At 61.5% G+C, this 24,153-nt stretch carries 19 protein-coding genes and 1 pseudogene; 7 read left to right on the forward strand and 13 right to left on the reverse strand.

Annotation, left to right across the window (positions count from 1 at the left end; all coding sequences use genetic code 11):
• Nucleotides 1-191: 191 nt before the first annotated feature.
• Together QLG10_RS22540 and QLG10_RS22545 are read right to left on the reverse strand one after the other, a co-directional pair.
• Entirely contained in the window at nt 192-926 is a 735-nt protein-coding gene (locus QLG10_RS22540) for an alpha/beta fold hydrolase (RefSeq protein ID WP_282488055.1), read from the reverse strand.
• Between the two features lie 237 nt (nt 927-1,163).
• Nucleotides 1,164-1,351 (reverse strand): annotated as a pseudogene (locus tag QLG10_RS22545) (MFS transporter); the annotation flags it as partial.
• 136 nt (nt 1,352-1,487) lie between these two features.
• On the opposite strand from QLG10_RS22545, the gene QLG10_RS22550 reads away from it, so the two are divergent.
• A complete protein-coding gene (locus tag QLG10_RS22550) occupies nt 1,488-3,314 on the forward strand; it encodes a glycoside hydrolase family 15 protein (protein WP_282488056.1) in 1,827 nt (608 codons plus the stop codon).
• A gap of 236 nt (nt 3,315-3,550) precedes the next feature.
• Nucleotides 3,551-3,940: a hypothetical protein gene (locus QLG10_RS22555; protein ID WP_248679198.1), complete on the forward strand. Its 390-nt coding sequence runs from the start codon at nt 3,551-3,553 to the stop codon at nt 3,938-3,940.
• Between the two features lie 12 nt (nt 3,941-3,952).
• Here QLG10_RS22555 and QLG10_RS22560 read toward each other — a convergent pair whose 3' ends face one another.
• Nucleotides 3,953-4,936: a GlxA family transcriptional regulator gene (locus QLG10_RS22560; RefSeq protein ID WP_282488057.1), complete on the reverse strand. Its 984-nt coding sequence runs from the start codon at nt 4,934-4,936 to the stop codon at nt 3,953-3,955.
• An 89-nt stretch (nt 4,937-5,025) separates the two neighbouring features.
• Here QLG10_RS22560 and inhA point away from each other — a divergent pair, with 89 nt between their 5' ends.
• Nucleotides 5,026-5,706: an isonitrile hydratase gene (gene inhA / locus QLG10_RS22565; RefSeq protein ID WP_248679197.1), complete on the forward strand. Its 681-nt coding sequence runs from the start codon at nt 5,026-5,028 to the stop codon at nt 5,704-5,706.
• A 261-nt stretch (nt 5,707-5,967) separates the two neighbouring features.
• Here the strand turns inward: inhA and QLG10_RS22570 are convergent, their stop codons facing one another.
• Nucleotides 5,968-6,456, reverse strand: coding sequence for an SRPBCC family protein (locus QLG10_RS22570; RefSeq protein WP_033042975.1), 489 nt, complete (start codon nt 6,454-6,456; stop codon nt 5,968-5,970).
• Nucleotides 6,457-6,602: 146 nt separating this feature from the next.
• Here QLG10_RS22570 and QLG10_RS22575 point away from each other — a divergent pair, with 146 nt between their 5' ends.
• Nucleotides 6,603-7,004, forward strand: a complete 402-nt coding sequence (locus QLG10_RS22575; RefSeq protein WP_179055904.1) for a lysozyme inhibitor LprI family protein — start codon at nt 6,603-6,605, stop codon at nt 7,002-7,004.
• A 121-nt stretch (nt 7,005-7,125) separates the two neighbouring features.
• Here QLG10_RS22575 and peaD read toward each other — a convergent pair whose 3' ends face one another.
• The 4 genes from peaD to peaA form a co-directional block, all read right to left on the reverse strand.
• A complete protein-coding gene (gene peaD / locus QLG10_RS22580) occupies nt 7,126-8,244 on the reverse strand; it encodes a quinohemoprotein amine dehydrogenase subunit beta (RefSeq protein ID WP_188264640.1) in 1,119 nt (372 codons plus the stop codon).
• Nucleotides 8,245-8,268: 24 nt separating this feature from the next.
• On the reverse strand, nt 8,269-8,592 hold the full coding sequence (qhpC, locus tag QLG10_RS22585) for a quinohemoprotein amine dehydrogenase subunit gamma (protein WP_007971075.1): 324 nt from the start codon (nt 8,590-8,592) through the stop codon (nt 8,269-8,271).
• A 1-nt stretch (nt 8,593) separates the two neighbouring features.
• Nucleotides 8,594-10,024 (reverse strand): quinohemoprotein amine dehydrogenase maturation protein, encoded by a 1,431-nt coding sequence (gene peaB, locus QLG10_RS22590; RefSeq protein WP_179055902.1) that lies wholly within the window; start codon nt 10,022-10,024, stop codon nt 8,594-8,596.
• Nucleotides 10,025-10,106: 82 nt separating this feature from the next.
• Nucleotides 10,107-11,687 carry a quinohemoprotein amine dehydrogenase subunit alpha gene (gene peaA, locus QLG10_RS22595; protein ID WP_282488058.1) on the reverse strand — a complete coding sequence of 527 codons (1,581 nt, stop codon included), beginning with the start codon at nt 11,685-11,687 and terminating at the stop codon, nt 10,107-10,109.
• Between the two features lie 500 nt (nt 11,688-12,187).
• On the opposite strand from peaA, the gene QLG10_RS22600 reads away from it, so the two are divergent.
• On the forward strand, nt 12,188-13,678 hold the full coding sequence (locus tag QLG10_RS22600) for an aldehyde dehydrogenase family protein (protein ID WP_282488059.1): 1,491 nt from the start codon (nt 12,188-12,190) through the stop codon (nt 13,676-13,678).
• A gap of 141 nt (nt 13,679-13,819) precedes the next feature.
• Here the strand turns inward: QLG10_RS22600 and QLG10_RS22605 are convergent, their stop codons facing one another.
• From QLG10_RS22605 to QLG10_RS22620, 4 genes are read right to left on the reverse strand one after another with little or no spacing between them, the layout of a single operon-like run.
• Nucleotides 13,820-15,115: an FAD-dependent monooxygenase gene (locus QLG10_RS22605; RefSeq protein WP_110749381.1), complete on the reverse strand. Its 1,296-nt coding sequence runs from the start codon at nt 15,113-15,115 to the stop codon at nt 13,820-13,822.
• Nucleotides 15,112-15,789: a S8 family serine peptidase gene (locus tag QLG10_RS22610; protein ID WP_282488060.1), complete on the reverse strand. Its 678-nt coding sequence runs from the start codon at nt 15,787-15,789 to the stop codon at nt 15,112-15,114. The genes QLG10_RS22605 and QLG10_RS22610 overlap by 4 nt, the downstream gene beginning before the upstream one ends.
• A gap of 21 nt (nt 15,790-15,810) precedes the next feature.
• Nucleotides 15,811-17,529, reverse strand: a complete 1,719-nt coding sequence (locus QLG10_RS22615) for an ABC transporter ATP-binding protein (protein WP_110749385.1) — start codon at nt 17,527-17,529, stop codon at nt 15,811-15,813.
• Nucleotides 17,529-19,433 (reverse strand): sigma-54-dependent Fis family transcriptional regulator, encoded by a 1,905-nt coding sequence (locus QLG10_RS22620; protein WP_282488061.1) that lies wholly within the window; start codon nt 19,431-19,433, stop codon nt 17,529-17,531. Before QLG10_RS22620 ends, QLG10_RS22615 begins: the two co-directional genes overlap by 1 nt.
• Before the next feature lie 426 nt (nt 19,434-19,859).
• Between QLG10_RS22620 and QLG10_RS22625 the strand changes: the two genes are divergently transcribed.
• Together QLG10_RS22625 and QLG10_RS22630 are read left to right on the forward strand one after the other, a co-directional pair.
• Entirely contained in the window at nt 19,860-21,101 is a 1,242-nt protein-coding gene (locus QLG10_RS22625; RefSeq protein WP_282488062.1) for a molybdopterin-dependent oxidoreductase, read from the forward strand.
• Between the two features lie 10 nt (nt 21,102-21,111).
• The gene (locus tag QLG10_RS22630; protein ID WP_282488064.1) at nt 21,112-21,759 is read left to right on the forward strand and encodes a c-type cytochrome; all 648 of its coding nucleotides are present in this window, start codon (nt 21,112-21,114) and stop codon (nt 21,757-21,759) included.
• Between the two features lie 190 nt (nt 21,760-21,949).
• Here QLG10_RS22630 and mrdA read toward each other — a convergent pair whose 3' ends face one another.
• Nucleotides 21,950-23,842: a penicillin-binding protein 2 gene (gene mrdA, locus QLG10_RS22635; protein WP_282488065.1), complete on the reverse strand. Its 1,893-nt coding sequence runs from the start codon at nt 23,840-23,842 to the stop codon at nt 21,950-21,952.
• Nucleotides 23,843-24,153: the final 311 nt, after the last annotated feature.

Below are 24,153 nucleotides of genomic sequence, written 5' to 3' on the forward strand. Positions count from 1 at the left end.
GCACGTCGTCCCTATGAAACGAATGCAAACCGGAAAAATTAGCGAATGAGAACAACGATCAGGAAGGAAAACCATTGTGGGAGCGAGCCTGCTCGCGAATGCGTTCGATCATTCAACGTTGATGTTGGCTGACCCATCGTTTTCGCGAGCAGGCTCGCTCCCACAGGGAATAGGGCGAAGTTTGAGATGGGTTAGCCCACGGCGACCATGGCACGCCGCCGATGATGAACCTCGAGCTGATCCTTGATCACCTTGAGCACCTTGGCTTCATGCTCATGGATAAAGAAATGCCCACCCGCCAGCATGTCCACGGAAAAGCTGCCGAGGGTTTCCTTGCGCCAGCCGAGCAACTGCTCGCTGGTGGCGCGGTCGGCCCTACCACCGAGTACGTGCACCGGGCAGTTGAGCAACGGCCGTTGCAGCGGCTCGAAGCGCCCGCACAATTGGAAGTCGGCACGCAGGATCGGCAGCGTCAGGCTCATCAGCTCCTGGTTGGCCAGCACTTCTTCGCGGGTGCCGTTGAGGCTGCGCAGTTGCTCGATCAATTCGGCATCGGTCTTGGGCTCGGCGAAGCCACGGTCGTAATCGGCGCGCAGGGTCGGCGCAGCCGTGCCCGAGGCAAACAGCGCCACCGGTTCAGGGCAGCCGAGCGAGCGAAATGCATGGGCCATTTCACACGCAAGCAACGCGCCCAGGCTATGGCCGAACAAGGCATACGGCGCCCTGAGCGTGTCTTTATGTTCCTGCGCCAATTGCAGCGCCAGACGGCGCATGTCGGTGTGTAAGGGCTCACCGAAGCGCGCCCCCCGCCCCGGCAGCTCCACCGGTTGCAGCTTGATCCACTCCGGCAGCTTGCGCCGCCAGCGGCTATAGACCATGGCGCTCGCGCCCGAATAGGGCAGGCACAGCAATGTCAGCGGGGTCACCGGGCTTTCCTCGAAAGTTGTCTGCTAAGAGAACGGACGAGCGCCCCGGGGAATTAGTCGGATGCCCCCCCTGTAGGAGCGAGCATGTTCGCGATGGACGCATGGGCGACACGGGCTGTCTGATGCCCCGCGTTATCGTTGACGTTCATCGCGAGCATGCTCGCTCCTACAGGTATTGCTATAGCATTGCACTGCTGAACCGCGGACGAAACCCCCGCCGCAATCGCCAGTCCCCCCCAACAATGCGCCGCCTCCGATCAGCGCCGACATCGGCAAGACCCGGCGCCAGCCAAACCGATCCACAGCCGCGACACCTGCAGCACACAGAATGCCGTGGCCAAGGCAAAAGTCGCCGCCACCGCCCCGGCCAGCACGAAAACCCTGCTGCCTGGGGCTTTGAACAGTTCGCGATAGGGATTGGCCATAGGGTCCGGCCTCGATAAGGGACTGCAAATTGTTGGGTAAATGTGAAGCCCCCTCAGTGCTCCAGACTAATGAACTCTCCACCGCTCAAACCAGTCAGCTATTAAGGTCCTCGATGTAACCCGGAGCCCCGCGCCAATGCCCGACCATCACCCCGAACGCCAAAGCCCCATCGACGCCCACGGCATCATCGGCGACATGCGCAGCGCCGCGCTGGTCAATGACAAGGGCAGCGTGGATTTTTTCTGCTGGCCGGAATTCGACAGCCCGTCTATTTTCTGTTCGCTGCTGGACACGCCCGAGGCCGGTATTTTCCAGCTGTCCCCGGACTTGCCGGATGCCCGCCGCGAGCAAATCTACCTGCCCGACACCAACGTGCTGCAAACCCGCTGGCTCAGTGATCAAGCCGTGGTGGAAATCACCGACCTGTTGCCCATCGGCGACACCGAAGACAACCTGCCCCTGCTGATGCGTCGGGTCCGGGTGGTCAGCGGCCAAGGGACGTTTCACCTGCACTGCGCCGTGCGCCACGACTACGCGCGAGCCCACACCCTCGCCCGCCTGGATCAACAGGACGTGATCTTCGAAGCCGCCGACCAGCCGTCCCTGCGCCTGGCGGCGGATCAGCCATTGCGCATTGACGGGCAGGCAGCCGTCGCCGATTTCACCCTCAAGCAGGACCAGACCGCGGAGTTCCTGCTGGGTGCCGTTGACGATCCGCGCTTCAAGGAAGGGGCGACAACGCTATGCCTGGAACGCACGCTGAAGTTCTGGCGCGACTGGATCGGCCTCTCCAACTACCGCGGCCGCTGGCGGGAAATGGTCAACCGCTCGGCCCTGGCGATGAAGCTTTTGACCTCGCGCAAACACGGCGCGATCCTCGCCGCGGCGACCTTTGGCCTGCCAGAAACCCTCGGCGGAGTACGCAACTGGGATTACCGCTACACCTGGATCCGCGACGCATCCTTCACCGTCTATGCCTTCATGCGCCTGGGCTTCACCGAAGAGGCCAACGCCTATATGCGCTGGTTGCGCGGGCGGGTCAGCGACTGTCGCGGCAAACCGATGAAACTCAATATCCTGTATGGCATCGACGGCCGACAGGAACTGCCGGAAATCGAACTCTCGCACCTGTCCGGCCACGGCGGCGCCACTCCCGTGCGCATCGGCAACCTGGCGTATGCGCAGGTCCAGCTGGATATCTTCGGCGAACTGCTGGACGCGGTGTACCTGGTCAACAAATACGGCGAAGCCATTTCCCACGAAGGCTGGAAGCACACCGTGGAAGTCGTCGATCAGGTGTGCGAAACCTGGCAGCAGGAGGACGTCGGCATCTGGGAAATGCGCGGCGAACAGCACCACTTCCTACATTCGCGACTGATGTGCTGGGTCGCCCTGGACCGGGCGATCCGTCTCGCCTCGAAACGCTCGTTGCCCGCGCCGTTCGCCCGCTGGGACCAGACACGCCAGGATATCTACACAGACATCTGGCAAAACTTCTGGAACGACGAACGCGGGCACTTCGTGCAGCACATCGGCGGCACCGGTCTCGACGGTGCGATGCTGCTGATGCCGCTGGTGCGTTTCGTCAGCGCCAAGGACCCGCGCTGGCTCGCGACCCTTGAGGCCATCGAGAAAAACCTGGTGCGCGACGGCATGGTCTACCGCTACCACAATGACGACAAACACATCGACGGCCTGACCGGCACCGAAGGCGCATTCGCCGCCTGCTCATTCTGGTACGTCGAATGCCTGGCCCGCGCTGGCCAGGTGGAAAAGGCCCATCTGGAGTTCGAGCAACTATTGCGCTACGCCAACCCGCTGGGGCTGTACGCCGAAGAATTCGACAGCCGGGCACGGCACATGGGCAACACGCCACAGGCGCTGACGCACCTGGCGTTGATCAGCGCGGCATGTTTTCTGGATCGCAAGCTAAGCGGCGAGAAGGGTTTTTGGCAGCCTTGAATATTACCGGTAGGCGCCAGGCTGCCGGCAAAGGCGTCCTTGAAATTGCTTTCGCCGGCAAGCCTGGCTCCTACAGATCTGACGTCCGGCAACGGTTTTGTGTAGGCCGGCGTCCGACATTTTTTAAACAAAACACCCGGAAATACCTTTTTGCCAGGCGCTACAACCCCACCTAACATCCCCAATCAACGGGCACAGCGGAGCTGTCCAACAAAACCCGAATTCAAGGAAAAAGAATGTCCCAACGCATCCACCGCAGCATCGACCTCCCCCTTCGAACCGGCCTGAACCGCAACGAACTGTGGGACGCCCACGACAAGGGCCTGATCAAATGCTGGGAAGTCGGCCGCCAGCGCGCTGCCCGCTTCCCCGACCTCGCCCATCAATGCCGTGCCGGCGAATTGCCGGTGCTGGGCTGGAAAGGTGGCGTCAATCGCAGCCTGAAGAAGCTGGAGAAATACGGCTCCCTCAAATACCTCGCCCAATGGCAGGGCTTGCGCGGGGAAGATCTGGATGTGGATCTGGGCGAAGAGCGCGTGCTGACCTGTTCACGCACGAAAATGGTCGTGACGTTTACACCGGATCGGACCAAGTATTTCAACCAGATGGCGGAAACGAATGAGTGATCAAGCTGACACTCAAGGCATTATTGGATCTGCTGCGGCACTGACCGAAAACCGCTCGCGATAAGCCTGCGGAGTCACCCCGATGGCCCGCAGAAAACTGCGGCGCAGGGTTTCTTCGCTGCCGAATCCGCATTGCACGGCTACCCGCTTGATGGGCACGCCGGTATCGCTGAGCAGGCGTCGTGCGGTTTCGACGCGGATCTGTTCGATGGCCCGGGCCGGGGTTTGGCCGGTGTCGGCGCGGTAGTGGCGCACGAAGCTGCGTTCGCTCATGCCGGCCTGGTTGGCCAGGGTTGGAATGCCCAGGTCCTTGCTGAGGTTTTCGCTGATCCAGGCATGAAGTTCGTCGAAGCGGTTACCTTCTTTCTGCAAAGACAAGGTCACGCTGAATTGCGACTGGCCGCCAGGGCGCTTGAGGAACACCACCAATTGTCGGGCGACGTCCAGGGCCATGGTCCGGCCAAGGTCGGCTTCGACCATCGCCAACGCCAGGTCGATACCGGCGGTGACGCCGGCCGAGGTCCAGACCGGGCCGTCATTGATAAAGATCGGATTGGGCTCGACCTGCAGGCGTGGGTGTTGTTGCGCCAACTGTTCGCAACGGGTCCAGTGGGTGACCACCCGCCGGCCATCGAGCCAGCCGGTGGCCGCCAGCAAAAACGCCCCGGTGCACACCGATGCCACTCGCCGGCACTTTGCCGCGTGTTCGCGCACCCAACTGACCAGTGAAGGGTCTTGTGCCGCCGCATAGACGCCCCAGCCGCCGGCGATGATCAAGGTGTCGCTGCCCTGCTCGGGCAAAGGCTCGGCCAGCAACGCCAGGCCTGCCGACGACATCACCGCCCCGCCGCCGCCAGTGATCACCGACGGCGCATAAGGGGGCGGCGAGCCTTGCTGGCGGGCGATGTCATTGGCGGACGCAAACACCTGCAACGGCCCGGTGACATCAAGCACTTGCACATTGGCGAAGGCGAGCACGTGAACGGTTTTCAACATGTTGGCGTAATTCGTGGGGTTATTGGCGGATACGCCAAATCCTAGACCCCTACAGTAAAGGCGTCCACCCACTTCAGGAGAAATACACCATGACCTTGCAGATCGGTTTTCTGTTGTTTCCACAGGTGCAGCAACTCGACCTTACCGGCCCGTACGACGTTCTGGCGTCGCTACCGGATGTGAAGGTGCATCTGATCTGGAAGGACCTGATGCCCATCACCGCCAGCACCGGACTGATGCTCAAACCGACCGTTACCTTTGACGACTGCCCGGCGCTGGATGTGATTTGCGTACCCGGTGGCAGCGGGGTCGGGCCGTTGATGGAGGATGAGCCAACCCTGGCGTTCATCAAGGCCCAGGCCGCCAACGCACGGTATGTGACGTCGGTTTGCACCGGGGCGCTGGTGCTCGGTGCGGCGGGGCTGCTCAAGGGCAAGCGCGCCACCACCCACTGGGCGTATCACGAGTTGCTGGCGCCACTGGGAGCGATTGCGGTGGCGGATCGGGTGGTGCGCGACGGCAATCTGCTGACCGGTGGCGGAATTACCGCGGGCATTGATTTTGCCCTGACCCTGGCGGCAGAGCTGTTCGATGAGGACACCGCGCAGCTGGTGCAACTTCAACTGGAATACGCACCTGCGCCGCCATTTCAGGCCGGTAGCCCGCAAACGGCACCCGCCAGCGTGCTGGAGGAAGCTCGTCTACGTGCCGCCGGCTCATTGAAACTGCGAGCGCAAATCACCGAGCGGGCGGCGGCGAAACTCGGCTGACAAGGAAATCCTGGCTGCGAGAACTGCGGTTCGAGCAGCCAGATTTTTCTGACGCCCATAAAAAAACCCGCCGAAGCGGGTTCTTCCAAGACCATTACAACTCCCTGTCGTCAGCATTCCTTGCCAATGGCCGATCATCCATGATCCTGAGAGCACTCCCTGTACCTCAGTGGATGGGGCCAGAATACGCATCGGATCCAATATGTAACAGACGACATAGTTGTAACCGCGTGTAAGACATTCGCTATAGCTGCACTGCCATCACTCACTCCCACGCTCGCGGGCCTTGGCATTTTCGGCGAGGAATTGTTCAAGTCGGCTCAATTGCTCTTCCCAGCCACGGCTGTCCATGTAATACGCCTCCTTCTGGCGTACGTCGGGAATGTGAGCGAAACCTGATTCGGAAACCTTGAGCAAGGTGCCGTCTTCATAATCCTGAAGTTCGAATTTGACCAGCGTGGTGGGCTCCTGGGAGTAGTCGATCCTGGGATTGACCGCGTAGGGGTGCCAGCGAAAGGAAAACAATTGCTGGGGCTCGACCCGCTCGACCAGCACGTTCCACAACACATGTTCATAACCGGGATACGTAACCTGCCCCTGCGTCCACTCGCCGGCGATGAACCGCCTGCCTTCAAGTGCAACGCCAAACCATTGACCGAACGCCTCGGCATCGACCAAGGCACGCCATACATGGGCGCGGGGCGACTTGAGCATGATTTTGCGTTCAAAACTATTGGGTACTGGTTTCATACGTCACCTCCTGTAATGAACAACAGTAGGCCTCTAAGACCACAAGTCCAGCCCGAAAGTTGTATTCATCCGCTGTCAGTTGTCGAAATCGTCGTCTTTGCATCGCTACACTGGCGCAAATTCCCCCGTCACAGCGAGCCTCCTCCATGTACTCACGCTTTCTTCTGGCACTCACACCTTTGCTGTTCACTCCCCTGGCCCAGGCCCTGGACTGCGATAACGCCAGCGACCAGGCCACGATGAACCAGTGTGCAGCGCAGCAGCATGCCGCGGCGGACAAGGAGTTGAATGCGCTTTACCAGCAGATCACCACACGTTTGAAGGGGAACCCCGACAGCAAGAAGCTGCTGGTGGGTGCACAGCGCTCGTGGATTGCGTTTCGCGATGCCGAGTGCAAGTTTTCGGCTTCCGGGGTGGAGGGTGGGAGTGTTTATCCGCTGATCTACAGCAATTGCGTGACCGAATTGACCAAGGCGCGGGTGGAGACGTTCAAGACTTACCTGAAGTGCCAGGAGGGGGATTTGGGGTGTCCGGTGCCGGGGGTTTGAATTTGCGGCGTTTTTGAGGGCCTCTTCGCGGGCAAGCCCGCTCCCACAGGGGATTTGTGAACGACACAAATCAAATGTGGGAGCGGGCTTGCTCGCGAAGGCGTCAGTTCAGGCGCCGCAGTTACCGCACAAAAATCTGCGCCGTGGTGATCGCCATATCCCCACCCGGCAACTTGATCTTGCCCACCTGCTTCAAGCTGTCGGCATCGAAGATCGCCACATCGTTAAACGTCCCGGCCAGATAGATCTTGCTGCCCTCCTTGTTGAAGGAAATGCAGTAGTAGGAGTGATCAAGCGTCGCCGCCTGGAGCATCTTCTTTTCCTTGATGTCGTACTTGGCCAAGCGGTTGAGCACGCCAAACATCAGGTTCGGATCCTTCGGTGAACGCATGCCGCTGAAGTAGATTTCCGTCAGGGGCCCGAAGTCGGTGGTTTCGGTCTTGCCGGTCTTCAGGTCGACACTGAACAAGCCGTACAGGTATTCGGCAGTGGCCGGGTCCTGCTTCTTGTCCTTGAATTTCGCCGCGGTGTAGAGCAGCGAGAAATCATGCCGGTAGGTTTGCTGGTTCCACACGTAGAGCACGTCGGGCGCACTGTAGTTCGGGCGTTTCCAGTGACGGCTGGGGATCAGCACGTCGAACTTGCCGGTTTGCACATTGACCTTGTAGACATCCGCACCGGCCACGTACAGCGTGCCGTCGTCACCGCTCTGCATGATCGTCAACTGCCGTGGCGCCGGGAAACTGCGCACCGGCTTGGCGTCCATGCCGGCGTCGGTCTTGTACACGTCGAGCCGGGGCTGCTGCACTTCGTAGCGATCGTTCATCATCAGCGTCGGGTTGGCGATGGTGTACAGCTCCTTGCCGTCATGGCTGACGGTGAAGGCGAACATCGATTTGGCTTTCTCCCCCGGTTTCTGGGTGATGCTGGCGTGGAACACCTGCTTGCAGCTGTCCAGCTCGACGCCATAGACATCCGCATAGTGATTGTTCAGCACGTAGGCGGTCTTGCGATCCGGCGACAGCTGCACGGTGCCGGGACCGAAGGCGTCCGGCATCTTGCAGGTCTTGTACAAGGTGTCGGTGGCCAGGTCGATCACGTGCAGGTTGTTCGGATAATTGGTGGTCAACATGTACTCGTGACCGTCTTGCAATGCGGTGTTTTCATCGGCCAGGACACTGAGCGCGCAGGTGCTCAGGAGGGCGAAAGCGGCCAGGCCGCAGGCGTTGATGCTGTGCATGCTGGAATCCTTCTTATTATCTGATCACTTGTCTTTCGGGAAGACAGTGCCGAGGTTGCGCCAGTTTTCGTTGGACGCCTGGGCATCTTTGTTCCAGTCCGGGTAGGTGCTCATCATGTCCGGCACCTGGGCCGGCCACCAGCACGGGTCGGAGCACCCATACAGGTCGGCTTCCATCGGCTGGCACAGCGACGACACACCGCCAAACGCATCGATTTCCCAGCCCGGGTCAGTGGTCGATGCACAGCCCGCCACGGAGCTCATCGCCACCACTTCTTCAATGCGGTTCTCGTCCGCGGCCTGATCCAGCTTCAACGCTTTGTTATTGATTGCCTTGAGATGTTTCATATCAGTGAGCCTTGCGCGGAGTGATGTAGCTGCTGATGAACGCAGGGTTGTGAGCCATGATCCGGGTGTAGACCTCGATGCCGAAGTCGACCCAGTCACGCATCAGTTCGCAGTAGTGATAAGTCGGGTGCGTCGGATCGCCGTAGCGGGCGTAGCTTTCGTGGTAGCAGCCGCCAGAGCACAGGTTGCGGATCTGGCAGTCTTCGCAGCCGGTATTGGTGCGGTCCAGGCGCTGGGACAGGAAGTCGTTGAGTTCCACCTGTTTCACACCGCTGTGCACGTTACCGAAGGTCGGCAGGCTCGATCCGGTAAAGCGGTGGCACAGGTTCAATTCGCCCTTGTGATCCACCGCCAGCATCTTCAGGCCCGCGCCGCATGGCAGGGCTTTCTTGTGGCCTTCGTGGATGTCGGTGATCAGTTGGTGCAGGTTGGAGAAACCGATGTTGCGGTGCTCCAGTGCCGCTTCCAGATAACGTCGACCGAGGCGTTTCATGCTGGCGAAGACTTCGATCAGTTCGTCGCTGGTGAGGTTGAAGCTGCTGATATCGCCCGACGTCACCGGGGCAAACCCGACTTCGGCAAACCCCAGTTCATTGAACAGGTGATCCCAGATGGTTTCGACGTCGGTGACGCCGGTGGTCAGGGTCACCCGCGCGCCCACCGGACGGCTGTTATAGCGCGACAGCAGCATCTCGGCCTTGCGCCGTACCACGTCGTAGGTGCCCTGCCCGCCCACGGTGATGCGGTTGCGGTCGTGCACGGTTTTCGGCCCGTCGATGCTCACTGACAAACCAAAGCGGTGGGCATTGAGGTAGTCCACGGTCTCTTCGGTGAGCAGCGTGGCATTGGTGGTCATGACGAACTCGACGAACTTGCCGGCTTCGCGGAAACGTTTCTCGCAGTAGTCGACCATGTACTCGATCAGCTTGCGGTTGCTCAGCGGTTCGCCGCCAAAGAACACCACGGTGAAACGCTCTTCATCCGGTGATTCGCGCAGCAGCATTTCCACCGAGGCGATCGCGGTCTCGACGTCCATTTTCTTGCCAGCCGACGGCTTGTCGAGATCTTCCTTGTAGCAGTAGGTGCAGCTCAGGTTGCAGCCGGTGTTGACGTTGAGTACCACGGTATTGATCGCCGTGCGCTCGACGCGTTTGGTGGCGATGTCCGGGGTCAGCGGCGAGCCGTCGCTGACCAGTTCCAGGGCCATCAGCTCGCGCAGGGTCTCGGTGATCTCCTCGCCGTTGAAACGCCCGTCCAGACGCTGGATCAGGTCGTCCGAAGTACAACCCGGACCACGCAGGGTATCGATGATGGTGCCCGTCAGTTCATCGCTGGCGAACAGCGAACTGCTGGGGATATGAAACAGCATGCGGTCGGCATCGACCTGCACTTCGTGCAGGTTGCGTTCGACCAGATTCAAGATAGCGCCCATTGCAAACCTCCTGTGCAGGCCCCGCTTGGCGGGGCGTGCGGTCATTCCGAAAAGTGTCTGAATCGCTGTCGATCAGCACCACTCAAGGAATGGGTGGATTGTTCCAGCGTTGCACGGTCACAATCATGTGGCCTTCGCCGGTCAGGGATTTCCCAGCGTCGTCGACGGCGGCGATCACCTTGAGGTTGCCGGCATTGTTGGTGGACATCTTGCGCGCCGGGTTCGGCCCGGCATCGCCCGGGGTGAACACACCGGTGTCGGCCTGCATGGTGCCGGCGAACTTGACGTCTTCATCTTCCTTGGCGCGATCATCGAAGGCCTCGACCTTCCATTGCGCCGGGAACACGCCGATGCGATAAGGCTTGCCATCGGCGCCCTTGCCCCAGGCTTCGGCGTCGAAACGGCCCTGGACTTTCGGCGTCGAACCACCGCCCTCGCCGATCCGTGCCACGGAGAATTCAGGCACGACTTTGACTTCGGCGATCTTGCTGTAGACCGACAGGCTCGGCCCTTTGAGCGTCCCGACGGTGACTGTGCGCAAGCCCGGCTGGGCATTGGTGGCAGCCTTGAGCTTGACCTTGATTCGCTCCGGACTCTGCTCCACGACCTCGAGCACTTCCACGCCTTTGCCGAAGTTCGGCTTGCCGCTCAGGCCGCTGCCGATCAGGGTGACTTCGCTTTCGCTGCCGGCCTTCACATAGCCCGGCTGCACCGCCAGCAAACGCTGGGAACCCTGCTTGGCCGCGACGAAGTCCAGGCCGCGCTCGTCGTGCTCTGCCTCGAACATCCGGCCCTGCATGGCGTTGCCTTGGGCGGCGAACACCTGGCGCATGGTCACGCCATCGATGCTGACGTTGCCGCGCCATTCGTAGCCGGTATAAAGAATCGCGCTGCCGTCGCCGTTGAACGGCGTGCCGTCGGCGTATTGGCCTTTGACGCTGACCTTGAAGGTATCACTGCCATCGGCGCTCACGCTCATCACACCGGCCAGTTCGCCTTTGCCCGGCAAGTGACCGCTGAAGCTCCAGTCACCCACCAGTGCTTCGGCTTTTGGCGCGGCGCTTTGCCATTTTTTCCAGGCCGGGTTGTCCAGCGGATAACGCTTGGCCAGCAGCGGCACCATCTCTTTGCGCGCCAGGTCGAACCAGTCGCGGTCGCGCGACAGTGCCTGGTACTCCAGGGACGGCCATTGGCCAAGGTGGAAGTTCACCAGGCGTTCCCACTCCTGGGCCGGACGCCGTTGCAGGGCCACCCGCGCACCGGAGTGGCAACGGCCGCACATCTGGCTGGTCTGGTCGTCGAACTGCTCGACCGTGTTGAGCCGGCGCTCCAGGGCATAACGCACGCCGTCGGTCTCGCTCGGCGCCAGGCCCTGGGTATCGGCCAGGTACTTGACCAGGGTGCGGCGATCTTCATCGCTGATCTGCAAACCGTGCATGGTCTGCATGCGCGCAATGCTCATCAGCCAGCCTTCCGGCGTCTTGCGCTGGTGGCTGATGCGGCTCAGGGCGTTATCGGCTTCGGGGGTATGACAGCCCTGACAGGTTTCCTTGAGGATGGTCTGGGCGTCGCGGGCTGCCAGGCTGTGAGGCGAATGCAGGGCCACGCAAGCTGCGATGGCCAGCAGACTGGCGCTCATGCCTGAACGGAGTTTTCTCTTCATCAACGTCGAACCTCGCACGGTGCTTTCTTATTTTTGTGGCTTATCGTTTTTTGGGTTTCTGCCGCCGGCGGCAAGCCGCTGACGGTGGCAGGAGAAACGTCTGCGATGAGCAATACACGGAGCGTGCCAGCTTGTGAATCGTGTTTTTTATCAATTGCTTAGGTTAAATACAGGGTGATTGACGACTGCTAAACCTGACGTCCCGCGTCTAATATCGCGACATCTGTTGCACTCTGAGACAAGCATAGGATCAAGATCAAAAGATCGCAGCCTGCGGCAGCTCCTACACGGGAATCGGCATACACCTGTAGGAGCTGCCGCAGGCTGCGATCTTTTGATCTTCGCATGTCTCACTGCGTCGCAATTTGCGACGTCAGCTCACCTCCTTTTCATTGGTCAATAACCCGCAAGCCCCACCAAATCGATGTTTCACCCAAATAAACACATCTGGCACAGCCATTGCGAAAGACCTCGCCACACGAACAAGACGAGGTTTCATCATGTCGCTTCCCAACCTGCTTCCCGCCACTTCGGCATTTATCCAGCGCGCCCCGCGCATGCTCATCGGTGGCGACTGGGTCGAGGCCGCCGACGGCCAGACCATGGCGCTGCACAACCCCGCCACCGGCGAAGTGCTGTGTGTGGTGCCACGGGCCACACCGGAAGACGTCGACCGCGCCGTCCTCGCCGCCCGCCAGGCGTTCGATGATTCGGCCTGGACCCGCACCCGCCCTCGGGAGCGGCAGAATCTGTTGTGGAAACTCGCCGACCTGATGCAGCGCGATGCCGAGCTCCTGGCGCAGCTGGAATGCCTGAACAACGGCAAAAGCGCGGCGGTGGCGCAAGTGATGGACGTGCAGCTGGCCATCGATTTCCTGCGCTACATGGCCGGTTGGGCGACCAAGATCGAAGGCTCCACGGTCGACGTGTCGGCACCGCTGATGCCCAACGACCAGTTCCACAGTTTCATCCGCCGCGAAGCGGTGGGCGTTGTCGGCGCCATCGTCGCCTGGAACTTCCCGCTGTTGCTGGCCTGCTGGAAACTCGGCCCGGCCCTGGCCACCGGCTGCACCGTGGTGCTCAAACCCGCCGACGAAACCCCGCTCACCGCGCTGAAGCTCGCCGAGCTTGTGCTCGAGGCGGGTTACCCCGAGGGCGTGTTCAACGTGGTCACCGGCACCGGCATCACCGCAGGCTCCGCGCTGACTCACAATCCGCTGGTGGACAAGCTGACCTTCACCGGCTCCACCGCCGTGGGCAAGCAGATCGGCAAGATCGCCATGGATTCCATGACCCGGGTGACCCTGGAGCTGGGCGGTAAGTCGCCAACGATCGTGATGGCCGATGCCGACCTGAAAAGCGCCGCAGCCGGTGCCGCCAGCGCGATCTTCTTCAACCAGGGCCAGGTCTGCTGCGCAGGCTCGCGCCTGTATGTGCAGCGCAAGCATTTCGACAATGTGGTGGCGGACATCAGCGATATCGCCAACGCCATGAAACTGGGTAACGGCCTGGACCCGAGCGTGGAAATGGGGCCGTTGATCTCGGCACGGCAGCAGGCGCGGGTCTACGGCTACATAGAACAGGGCCGTGAAAGCGGCGCGACCATCGCCTGCGGTGGCGAGCAGTTCGGGCCGGGCTTTTTCGTCAAGCCGACGGTGATCGTCGACGTCGATCAAAAGCATTCGCTGGTGCAGGAGGAAATCTTCGGCCCGGTGCTGGTGGCGATTCCCTTCGATGACGAAGCCGATGCCCTGCGCATGGCCAATGACAGCCCTTATGGGTTGGGCGCGAGCATCTGGTCCAATGACCTGGCGGCGGTGCACCGGATGATCCCACGGATCAAGTCCGGTTCAGTGTGGGTCAACTGCCACAGCGCCCTGGACCCGGCGCTGCCCTTTGGTGGCTACAAGATGTCGGGGGTCGGCCGCGAGATGGGGTATGCGGCGATCGAGCATTACACCGAGTTGAAGTCGGTGTTGATCAAGCTGTAATTGGCGGCGTCCTTGCGGACGCCATCGCGGGCAAGCCCGCTCCCACAGTGATTTGTGTGATGTCGTAGATTGCAGCTTCACCAAAAAACCCTGTGGGAGCGGGCTTGCCCGCGATAGGGCCCGCCCGAACAACCAGAGATCTCAGGGTTTGAAACCCTGGGCCAACAACCAACTCCTGATCATCCTGCCCTGCTCGACAGTCAATCCAGCCAGCGCTTGTTCGGCAGGCTCGGTTCGCAATCGCCGCACCAACGGCGCCAATTCAACCCCCTGCACATGCCAGATCCCCAACGGTTGATCCGCCGTGATCACCACCTCGGCCTCATCGACAAACCCTTCACGCAGCACCGGCGCCCGCTCGATTTTCAGCGCATTGAAATCAGCCTCGGCATGGGCTACCTCGGCATCCGGCCATTGCCGCCGCGCCTTCCAGAATGGCTGATTGAGCCAGCGTTGTTCATCGGCATAAAAATCCCGACCTATCCGCGCAAACCGCAGAAACAGCTGCTCCACCCGCTGTTGATGAAAACGCCGGGCCAGCGCCGCTCGCTCGGGCTTGCGCAACAAGGTGTTGATCACCGTCGGCGCCTGCAACGCCGAGGACAGGGATTGGAAGATGCCGTTGCCCGACAACGGGTCGACCGCCATCGCCGCATCGCCAACCCGAATCCAATTGTCGCCGCACACCTGCGGGCTGAGAATCGCCGTGCTGCTGCGGGCATGCAACTGCAAATCAACCTCGGGGTCGGCAGCGAAAAACGCCTGGGCGAACGACGATGCCTGGCGCCGCTGTCGACAGTACTCGAGCAACTGGGCCTTGCCCGGCAGAGCGGCGCTGGCCACATCCACCGTCCATTGCCAATAACACTGGCCGTCGGCCCGTCGCGCCATCCATGCCCAGCCATCCTCAAGGCTTTCCACGGCGCTGGCGGTGTTGCCCGGCGTGCCCTGCCAGCGATTGAGCAGGCTGACTGTCTCCGGCCCGCGCAAGCCTTTACCCAGGGCGGGCGCCTGGCGGCCACGGGCTTCCACCAGAAAGTCCGCAATCACTGCCTGTCCACCGTCAATCTCGATTCGATGACCGCTGGCGAGTGCCTGGACCACCAACACCCGACCCTCGATCAACTCAACACCGGCCAGGCGCAAGGCTTCGCGCAGGCCGCAGTCAAAGGTCGGACGGTCGAGCAGGAACTCGATGTTCTGCGAATGCTGCTGGCCGTTCCAGTTCACCTGCCGTTGAGAGGGCAACGTCGCCTGCGCCAGCGCCTGTTGCAGTCCGGCGCCGCGCAACGCCTCCAGCACCCGCTGGGAAACACCTTCGAGGGCGGCAAAACGCCGCCATTCGCTGACCAGCGTAACCGCATACCCCAGTCGTCGCAGCCCCAGTGCTACCGCCGCGCCCGCGGGCCCGGCGCCCAGGATGACGATCGCGGTCATGGCCCGATACGCCGTTCAGGGCCGCGGTAACGGGCGTTGTGGCGCAGATAATCGATCACCTGTTCATTGCTGGCGTCGGGATTCTCCACCAGGAATGCCGCAATGTGCCCGCTCAACGCCGCGCAACCGAGACTGGCGCCGGACTGCCCCGGATAAGTGCCGTGCACGCACGCACCGAAATCCGCCTGGTCACTGTCGAGCCATGACCATTCGAGTTTGGCGCAGCGCGCATCCCCGGTCACCCGCAGCACCTGTGGATAATTCGCCGGAAACACCCCCTCCCCCTGGGCCGGGCTGGACGCGCACAGCAATACACCCTGGCCCACCGCCAATGCGCAAGCAGCCCGCAACAGGTTGCGATCCTGGCGCAAACCCAGGCTCAGATTGATCAAGCGCACGTCCTGCGCCACCAGCCAATCGATGGCCGTGGCGATCTGCAAGGCGCTGGTCACCCCGCGCCGGTCGAATACTTGCGCCACGCAAAACAGTGCCGAGGGTGCACGCCGGCCGATGGCTTCGATCACAGCGCTGCCATGGCCCAACGGATCGTCACGCAAGTCGCTTTCGCTCAGCCCGTCTTCCACCAGGGAAAAACGCCGCCCAGCGACGACCTGCACCCGTTGCGCGGTCGAGTGACCGCTGTCCACCACACCAATGCGCAGCTCAAGTTTCATAAGGCTCAGGCTTCATAAGGCTCAGGCTTCATGCAACAGCGTTTTCGACACCAGTACGCCGTCGAGCAATTCAAAGCGCAAATCGGCATCGGCCAGGGTCGAGGGACGATGGCTGATCAGGATGCGCGTGCGCCCGGCAAACAGGCGGTCGATGGCTTCGATCACTTCGCGCTCGGTGGCTTCGTCCACCGCCGAGGTAGCTTCGTCGAGCACCAGGATCAGTGGGTCCTGCAACAGGGCGCGGGCAATGGCAATGCGTTGTTTCTGCCCACCGGACAACTGCTGGCCGCGCTCCCCCAACGGACTGTCGAGTCCTTCGGGCAAGGTCGCAATCAGGCTGTCGAGTTGCGCCAGCCGCGCGACGTCGGCGATCGCTTCGCGGCTGGCGTCGGGCACGGCGTAGGCCAGGTTGTCGGCCAGGCTGCCGCGAAACAGCACGATGTCCTGGCTGACCACGGCAATGCGCCGGCGCAACTCGAACAGGTCGAGTTCGCGCACATCCACCTCCCCCAGCAGCACCCGCCCGGACTGCGGGTCGTGGTGGCGTTGCAGCAGATCGATCAGGGTCGATTTGCCGACCCCGGAGCCGCCGCTCAGGGCGACTTTCAAACCGTAGGGAATCCGCGCCTCGATGCCACGCAGGGTGGTCGGGCGACCGGGATGGCTGAAGTGCACATCGTCGAAACGCAACTCGCCAGAGCTAGGCATCGGTTTCGGTGTTTCGGGTGTGAGTACGGTGGCTTCCTCGCCGCGCAACTCCATCACCCGTCCGAGACTGACGGTCATGCGCTGAATGGCGACATAGAGCCCAAGCAGACTCTGAACCGGCCCGACGGCCATCCCCAGGTAAGTGGAAAACGCGATCAATGCGCCCAATTGCCAAGTGCCCTGCACGACCCAATACCCGCCAATCAGGAACGCACAGGCGCGCGACAGCGAAGTCAGCGTGCCCGGCACGGCCTGGGTGAAAAACTCGGTGACCTGCAGGCGCAGCAACTGGCTCATGTAGCCCTGGCCCAGGCTCTCCAGGCGTCGCGCCTCGCGCTGTTGCTGGCCGGCAGACTGGATGAACTTCATCACCGGCAGCGTCTCGACCATGAATGACGACATGTCCGCCGAGCGTTCACGCAACTGGCGCACATCGCGCTCGACCTTGCGCCGCATCCAGCGCAGCCACAGCACGTCGAGGGGAATCAGCACCAGCGCCAGCAGCGACAGTTTCCACGACAGCGTCAGCAGCATGGCCACGGCCACCACCAGGCCGATCACGCTGGACACCGCCGAAAATAATGAATCCACGGCAAAGCGCTGGATCTCCGCCACGTCGCCATCGAGACGCGACATCAGGTCACCGATGCGCCGCTGGCCGTAGAAGCTCGGTGACAAGGTCTGCAAATGCCGATACAGGTCATCGCGCAGGGCGAACAGCATGCGCCCGGACAAGCGCGTGTGCAGGTAACGATTGATCCCCGACAACGCCGTGCCCAGCAATCCCGCGACGATCATCAGCCCGGCGATCAACACCAGCATCGGGAAATTGCGCGCCAGCAGGCCGTCATCGATCAGCAACTTGGTCAGCCACGGCTGCACCAGCACCAACGCCGAGGCGCAGACCGACAGGCCCAGCAGCCCGGCAATCGCCAGGCGGTGCGGGCGCACAAAGCTGTATAGCCAGCGTAACGCAGCCTGCAGGGCCTCGGGGTTCTGGCTGTCGATCAGCCGCACGATCAGGCGCTGCATCACGGGCGCAACTGCTTGAGCTTGCGATACAAAGTCGCGCGGCTGATGCCCAGGGCGTCGGCAGCGGCCGAGACGTTGCCCTGGTGGCTGTCCAGGGACTGGCGGATCATCTCCAGTTGGTTTTCCCGGATACTGCCGGCCTGGGGTCGTTCGCCGGCATTGAGGTCATCGAGCATGCTGTCGGGCAAGTGATCGAGGTTGAGCACGGTCTCCCCGGGTTCGCGCATGGCCAGCGCGGTACGCAGGACCATTTCCAGCTGGCGGATGTTGCCCGGCCAGTGATAACCCTCGAGCAAGCGGTTCAAGTCGTCGTGCAGGACTACGTTTGGCGCATCGAGCCGGACCAACAGTCGGCCGACCAGCGCAGTGAAATCCTCACGTTCGCGCAGCGCCGGGAGCATCACGCTGATGCCGTTGACCCGGTAGAACAGGTCCTCGCGAAAGTGCTTGTCCTGCACCAGGCGCTTGAGGTCGCGGTGGGTCGCGCAGATCAGCGCGACGTCGATGTCCTGCTCTTCGCCGGCGCCCAGTGGCGCGACCTTGCGGTCCTGCAGTACGCGCAGCAGGCGGGCCTGCAAGGCCAGCGGCATGTCACCGATTTCATCGAGAAACAAGGTGCCGCCGTGAGCCTGTTGCAGTCGTCCGACCATGCCGCCGCGGCGCGATCCGGTGAACGCGCCCTCGCGGTAGCCGAACAGTTCCGACTCGATCAGGCCTTCGGGGATCGCCGCGCAGTTGACCGCGACGAAGGGTTTGTCGCAGCGGCTACCGGCCATGTGCAGGGCGCGGGCAATGACTTCCTTGCCGGTGCCGGTTTCCCCCAACAGCAATACCGGCAACTGGTTGGCCAGGCCTTGTCGGGCCATGCGCAAGGCACGGGCATAACGGGCATTGCTGCCGGCCAGGGCCTCCAGGTCTGGTTGCGCCTTGGCGGTTTTTGCGACGCTGCGGGGTGGGTTGCCGACGTTGATCGAACGTTGCGGCGCGCGCAGGGTTTTGTAGAAGTATTCGCCTTTGGCGGTCTGCAGGCTGCCGACGCCGCCCTGGTGCAGACGTGCCAGCAATTGCAGGCCATCGACGCCAAGAAATTCTTCGCAGCGCCGACCGACCAGCGCTGAACGTTCGGCATGCAACAGCTGACAGGCCTGGGCGCTGACCGCGAGGATTTGCCCGCCCAGGCTTACCGCCAGCAGGCCCTGCCATGGCGACTCGAGATACTGCCGGCGACTGTGGAACGCCAGGACGATTTCGTCCGGATAGCTGGCGTTGAAGACACGGCTCTCGATCTGGCTGACGGCCATGGCCAGCAGCGCGGTGCTGTCATGGGCGCGGCCCAGCGGGCCTTCGCGGGTCAGGTCGAGGACGCCGAGGATGTCGCCCTGGGGGCAATGGATCGGCACCGAGGTGCAGGAAAAGTCACTGAGGCGGTCCAGGTAATGCTCACCGCAATCGATCAGGGTTGGCCGGGCTTCGACCAGTGCCGTGCCCAGGGCGTTGGTGCCACGCGCGGCTTCGCTCCAGCAGGCGCCGAGGGTGATGTCTTGCAGGCCACTGCCCTTGAGGCGGTCGGCGCGACCTTCGACGGCAAGGATGGTGGCGTCGGAGTTGGCGAGGATGATCAGCCCTTCCTTGCCTTGGCGTTCGGCCAGGTAATCGATCGCCGGCAACGCTGCATCGATCAGCAGGCGATTGCTCGCCAGCAATACATCGACGCTGGCACTCGATTCCAGCGCCAGCTCATGCTTGGCATTGTAATGCACGCCATGGCTGAGGCTGCGCCGCCAGGAAGCATCGATTTCCGCGCGCAGGACGCCGTCCGGGACTTCGCCTTCCAGATGCAGTTTTTCCCGGGCCAGCCGGGCTTCGCGGTGCAATTTGGGGGAGTTTGTTTTTATTAGCGTCATCAAGCGCTCCGGGTCGTCCGCCCTTGCGCCTTCATGCGTCGGCGCCCTGGAGCAATCTTTACGTTAACGTAAGGGCGATGGCAAGTGCCGCATGGCGCTTGTGTTCCGGCAGGTGGACCGGGGCATCGTTCATCGCTGGCAAGCCAATTCCCACAGGCTCGCATCGCTCCCAGTTTTTTGACTCAGCTCGGTCACTGTGGGAGCGGGCTTGCCCGCGAAAGCCATGGAGCAGACACCGAAAGACTCAGCGCCGCCAAACTGTCATCGATTGCTAAATCCCTGACGCCCAATGAGAAGCAGACAACCTGCGCGTGACGATACTGGTTTGCTCTTCGAACAGTGACGCGACACGTCTAGCCCGATACCTCTGAGCCCTGACGGGGGTTGTCGGTTGCATCTCAGAAAAACAATCAAAGAGAGCGCAGAATGAAATTCAGTTTTCTCGATAACAGCAAGCTCACCCGCCGACGCGTTCTACGCGATGCTGTCACCCTGGCTTTGGCCGCTTCACCCTTGGCAAGCATTGCCAGGGCAACCGGCGAAACCGCCGAAGAAGTGACCTTCGCGGCGGGTCCACGGCCGCTGGTGCAATACCCGCAAAAACAGCCTTTGACCCTGGTGACCACTCGCCCACCGCACCTGGAAACACCCTTCGCAGTCTTCAACGAAGGGCCGATCACGCCCAATGACGCGTTTTTCGTGCGTTATCACCTGGCCAATTTCCCGACCAGCATCGATCCGGATACGTACCGTTTGACAGTCAAGGGTGCGGTCGACACTCCGCTGTCACTGTCCCTTGCAGAACTCAAGACGCTGGCGCAGCCGGTAGAAGTGGTGGCCGTCAATCAGTGCTCGGGGAACAGCAGAGGTTTCTCGATGCCGCGCGTCTTTGGTGCTCAGTTGGGCAATGGTTCGATGGGCAATGCACGCTGGATAGGGGTGCCGCTCAAGGCCGTATTGGAAAAGGCCGGGGTGAAAACCGATGCCAGGCAAGTGACGTTCCGCGGCCTCGACAAGCCCGTGCTGCCAAGTACCCCGGAGTTCATCAAGGCACTGGACTTCAGCCATGCCATGGACGGTGAACCCATGATCGCCTGGTCGATGAACGGCACCGACCTGCCCTTCCTCAACGGTTACCCGATACGTTTGGTAGTGCCCGGCTATTTCGGCACGTACTGGGTCAAGCACCTGAGCGAGATCGAAGTGCTCGACCATGTTTACGACGGCTTCTTCATGGCTAAAGGTTATCGAGTCCCGGATAACGATTGCTTCTGCATCGCCCCCGGCACCACGCCGGCGCAAACCCGGCCGATCTCCAAGCTACCGGTGCGCAGCTTCATCACCAGCGTTAACCAGGGCGATGTGTTGCCGTTGAATAAAAGCGTGGTGCTCAAGGGCATTGCGTTCGATGGCGGTGCCGGGGTCAACAAGGTGGAAATATCCATCGACGGCGGAAATGTCTGGCGTGAAGCCACCCTCGGGCAGGACCTTGGCCGTTTTTCTTTCCGCGAGTGGACCCTGGCAATCACCTTCACCAGCAAGGGCGCCACGCAGTTGATGGTGCGCGCCAGCAACAGCGCGGGCGAGACGCAACCGCTGCAAGCCGACTGGAACCCTGCCGGTTACCGCCGCCACGTCATCGAAACCAGCCACGTGACCGTCGCCTGAGGAGAGCTGCATGAAATCCATGAAATTCATGACCCGCTGGCTGTGCGCGGCGCAAATTTGCCTGGCTGGCATGACCAGCGCAGCACCACTGTCGATAACCTTGCCGCCCGAAACTGCTGCGTTCAAACCCAGTGCGCTGCCTGGCTACCCATTGGCCCAGCAGAAATGTTCCATCTGCCATTCAGCCGACTACATCAGCTTCCAGCCTCCGGGCATGAGCCTGGCGCAGTGGACGGCAGAAGCGGGCAAGATGCAGCACGTGTACGGTGCGCCGATCAGCGATCAGGACGTGACCATTATTGGCGCCTACCTGGCGGCCACGTACGGCAGTGCAAAGGCGAGCGATGCCGATGTGCAAGCCGCCTCGAATCCGTCGGCGGGCCAACCCACGCCAGCCCCTGTGGCAACAGTCGACGCCACGGCCTTGCTGCAGAACAACGCGTGCCTGTCCTGCCATGCGATCGATCACAAGGTCGTCGGCCCGGCCTATCACGATGTGGCTGCCAGGTACGCCAACGACCCGCAGGCCCTGGCCAAGGTAACGTCCAGCATTGCGCACGGCGGTAGCGGCAAATGGGGGGATATCCCGATGCCGCCTTTCGCGCAGTTAAGCCCGAAGGATCTGCACAGCCTGGCGACGTTCATCCTGCACCAGTGAGCCGGCCGTGAGACAGCCGACCTGATTACAGGTCTGGACGCATTCCATTGCAAGAGCAAGCTCGCTCCTACACGGGAGCGTGACCTGGATCACTCAGCTTTCCGACATTGGAGAACGCGACACAGGGCCTGACAAAGGATCGATCTTCAAGGCATGGATGACATGGGATCATCCATGCCGAACGCAGGGTTCAGACGTGAGGATCGCCTGGTGCCTTGCTCGGCACTGCGTATTGCGGCTTGAGATGACCGTCCTGATCAAGTAGCCAGGCGTCCATGATCTGCCGCACGACAGGGCCGGCGACACGACCACCGGCCTCGCCGTTTTCGATCATCACCGAAATCACGATTTGCGGATGTTCGGCCGGGGCGAAACCGACGAACAAGGCATTGTCACGGTTGCGCTCGCGGGTTTTCTCGCGGTTATAACGCTCGCCCTGCTTGATCGCCACCACTTGCGCGGTACCGCTCTTGCCGGCAATACGGTATTGCGCCCCCGCTGCCGCCGCGCGGGCGATCCCGCGGGCATCGTGCATGACCATCTGCATGCCGTGGTTGACCTGCTCCCAGTCGCGTGGGTCCTTGAGCAGGATGTTCGGCATCGGATGCTCGTCTACGGGCGCGACACCGTCCACGGTCCTGGCCAGGTGCGGCCGGTTCCACACGCCTTTGTTGGCGATCAGGGCCGTGGCCTGGGCCAGTTGCAGCGGCGTGACCTGCATGTATCCCTGGCCGATGCCAAGAATCACGGTTTCACCAGGGAACCATGGCTGACGACGCGTGGCGCGTTTCCAGGCCTGGGACGGCATCAAGCCGGGAGACTCTTCGAACATGTCCAGCGAGACCTTTTCCCCGAGGCCGAACATGGCCATGTAGTCATGCAGCCGATCGATGCCCAGCTTGTGCGCGAGGTCGTAGAAGTAGGTGTCGTTGGAACGCATGATCGCCGCGTCCATGTCCACCCAACCGTCGCCGCTGTGGTTCCAGTTGCGGTACTTGTGATCGAAGTCCGGGAGTTGGTAATACCCCGGATCAAAGACTCGGGTCTGCGGCGTGACGATGCCGGCGTCGAGCCCGGCAATCGCGACTTCCGGCTTGATGGTCGAGCCCGGCGCATAGAGCCCGCGCAGCACGCGGTTGAACAGCGGTCGGTCAATGGAATCGCGTAGCGTCGAATATTCCCTGGAGCTGATACCGGTGACGAACAGGTTCGGATCGAAGCTTGGGTTGCTGACCATGGCCAGCACTTCACCGGTCGACGGATCAAGCGCGACCACCGAGCCACGACGATCGCCCAAGGCTTGCTCGGCGGCCTCCTGCAGCTTGACGTCCAGGCTCAGGACGATGTTTTCACCGGGCACCGGATCCGTGTGCTTGAGTACGCGCAACACGCGGCCCTGGGCATTGGTTTCGACTTCCTCGTAACCGACATGACCGTGCAGTTGCGACTCGTAGAATTTTTCGATCCCGGTCTTTCCGATGGATTGGGTGCCTCGATACTCGACCGTATCCAGAACCTTGGACTCTTTCTCGTTGATCCGTCCGACATAGCCGACCGAATGCGCGAAGTGTTCGCCCAACGGGTAATGGCGCACGAACTGCGGCTCGACATCGATGCCCGGCAAGCGGAACTCGTTGACCGCCAGCACCGCAATCTGCTCCTCGCTCAGCTCATAGAACAAGGTCACCGGCACGAACGGGTGCCGCGCCTGTTTCATCGCCTTGTCGAACAGCGTGCGGTCTTCAGCCGGCAGGTGCAGCAGGTTGACGACTTCGTCCAGCTCTTGGTTGACATCGGACGCACGTTCGCGAGTGATGGTCAGGTTGTAGCTGGGTCGGTTGTCGGCCAGAACTACGCCATTGCGGTCATAGATCAAGCCACGGGTAGGCGTGATCGGCAGCACATGCACACGGTTGTTTTCGGAAATCGTGGAGTGATACTCGAATTCCACCACCTGCAGGACGTACAGGCGCACCACCAGTGCACAGGTAATGGCGCCGACGAACAAGGCGCAGGCCATCAGTCGCTTGTTGACCAGTCGCGTCTCTTTTTCGTGGTCTTTGATCGGAATCGGCTGAGGCATTTCTGTGGCAACTCTTTGGAAAGAAACACCGATCCCTGGTTTGAAAACGGGCCGCTAAAAAAACGAGCTGCACCATACCAAAACGGAGTGATCACTTTCGTGTCATTTTCTTTAAGTTGTGTAGGCGCGAGCATGCTCCGGGCGGCGTTTCGACGGTGGGCGTTAACGATAAGGCTGGGGCCTGATATTCCGTGGCGCTCTCCGTTTCTTCGCGAGCATGCTCGCTCCTACAAGAGGGTTATCGATGGCCACAAAGACAAAACCCCTACCTGCATGCGCAGATAGGGGTTTTGGAATTTAATCTTGACGAT

It is taken from the genome of Pseudomonas sp. V98_8, from assembly GCF_029967975.1.
Lineage (GTDB): Bacteria > Pseudomonadota > Gammaproteobacteria > Pseudomonadales > Pseudomonadaceae > Aquipseudomonas > Aquipseudomonas umsongensis.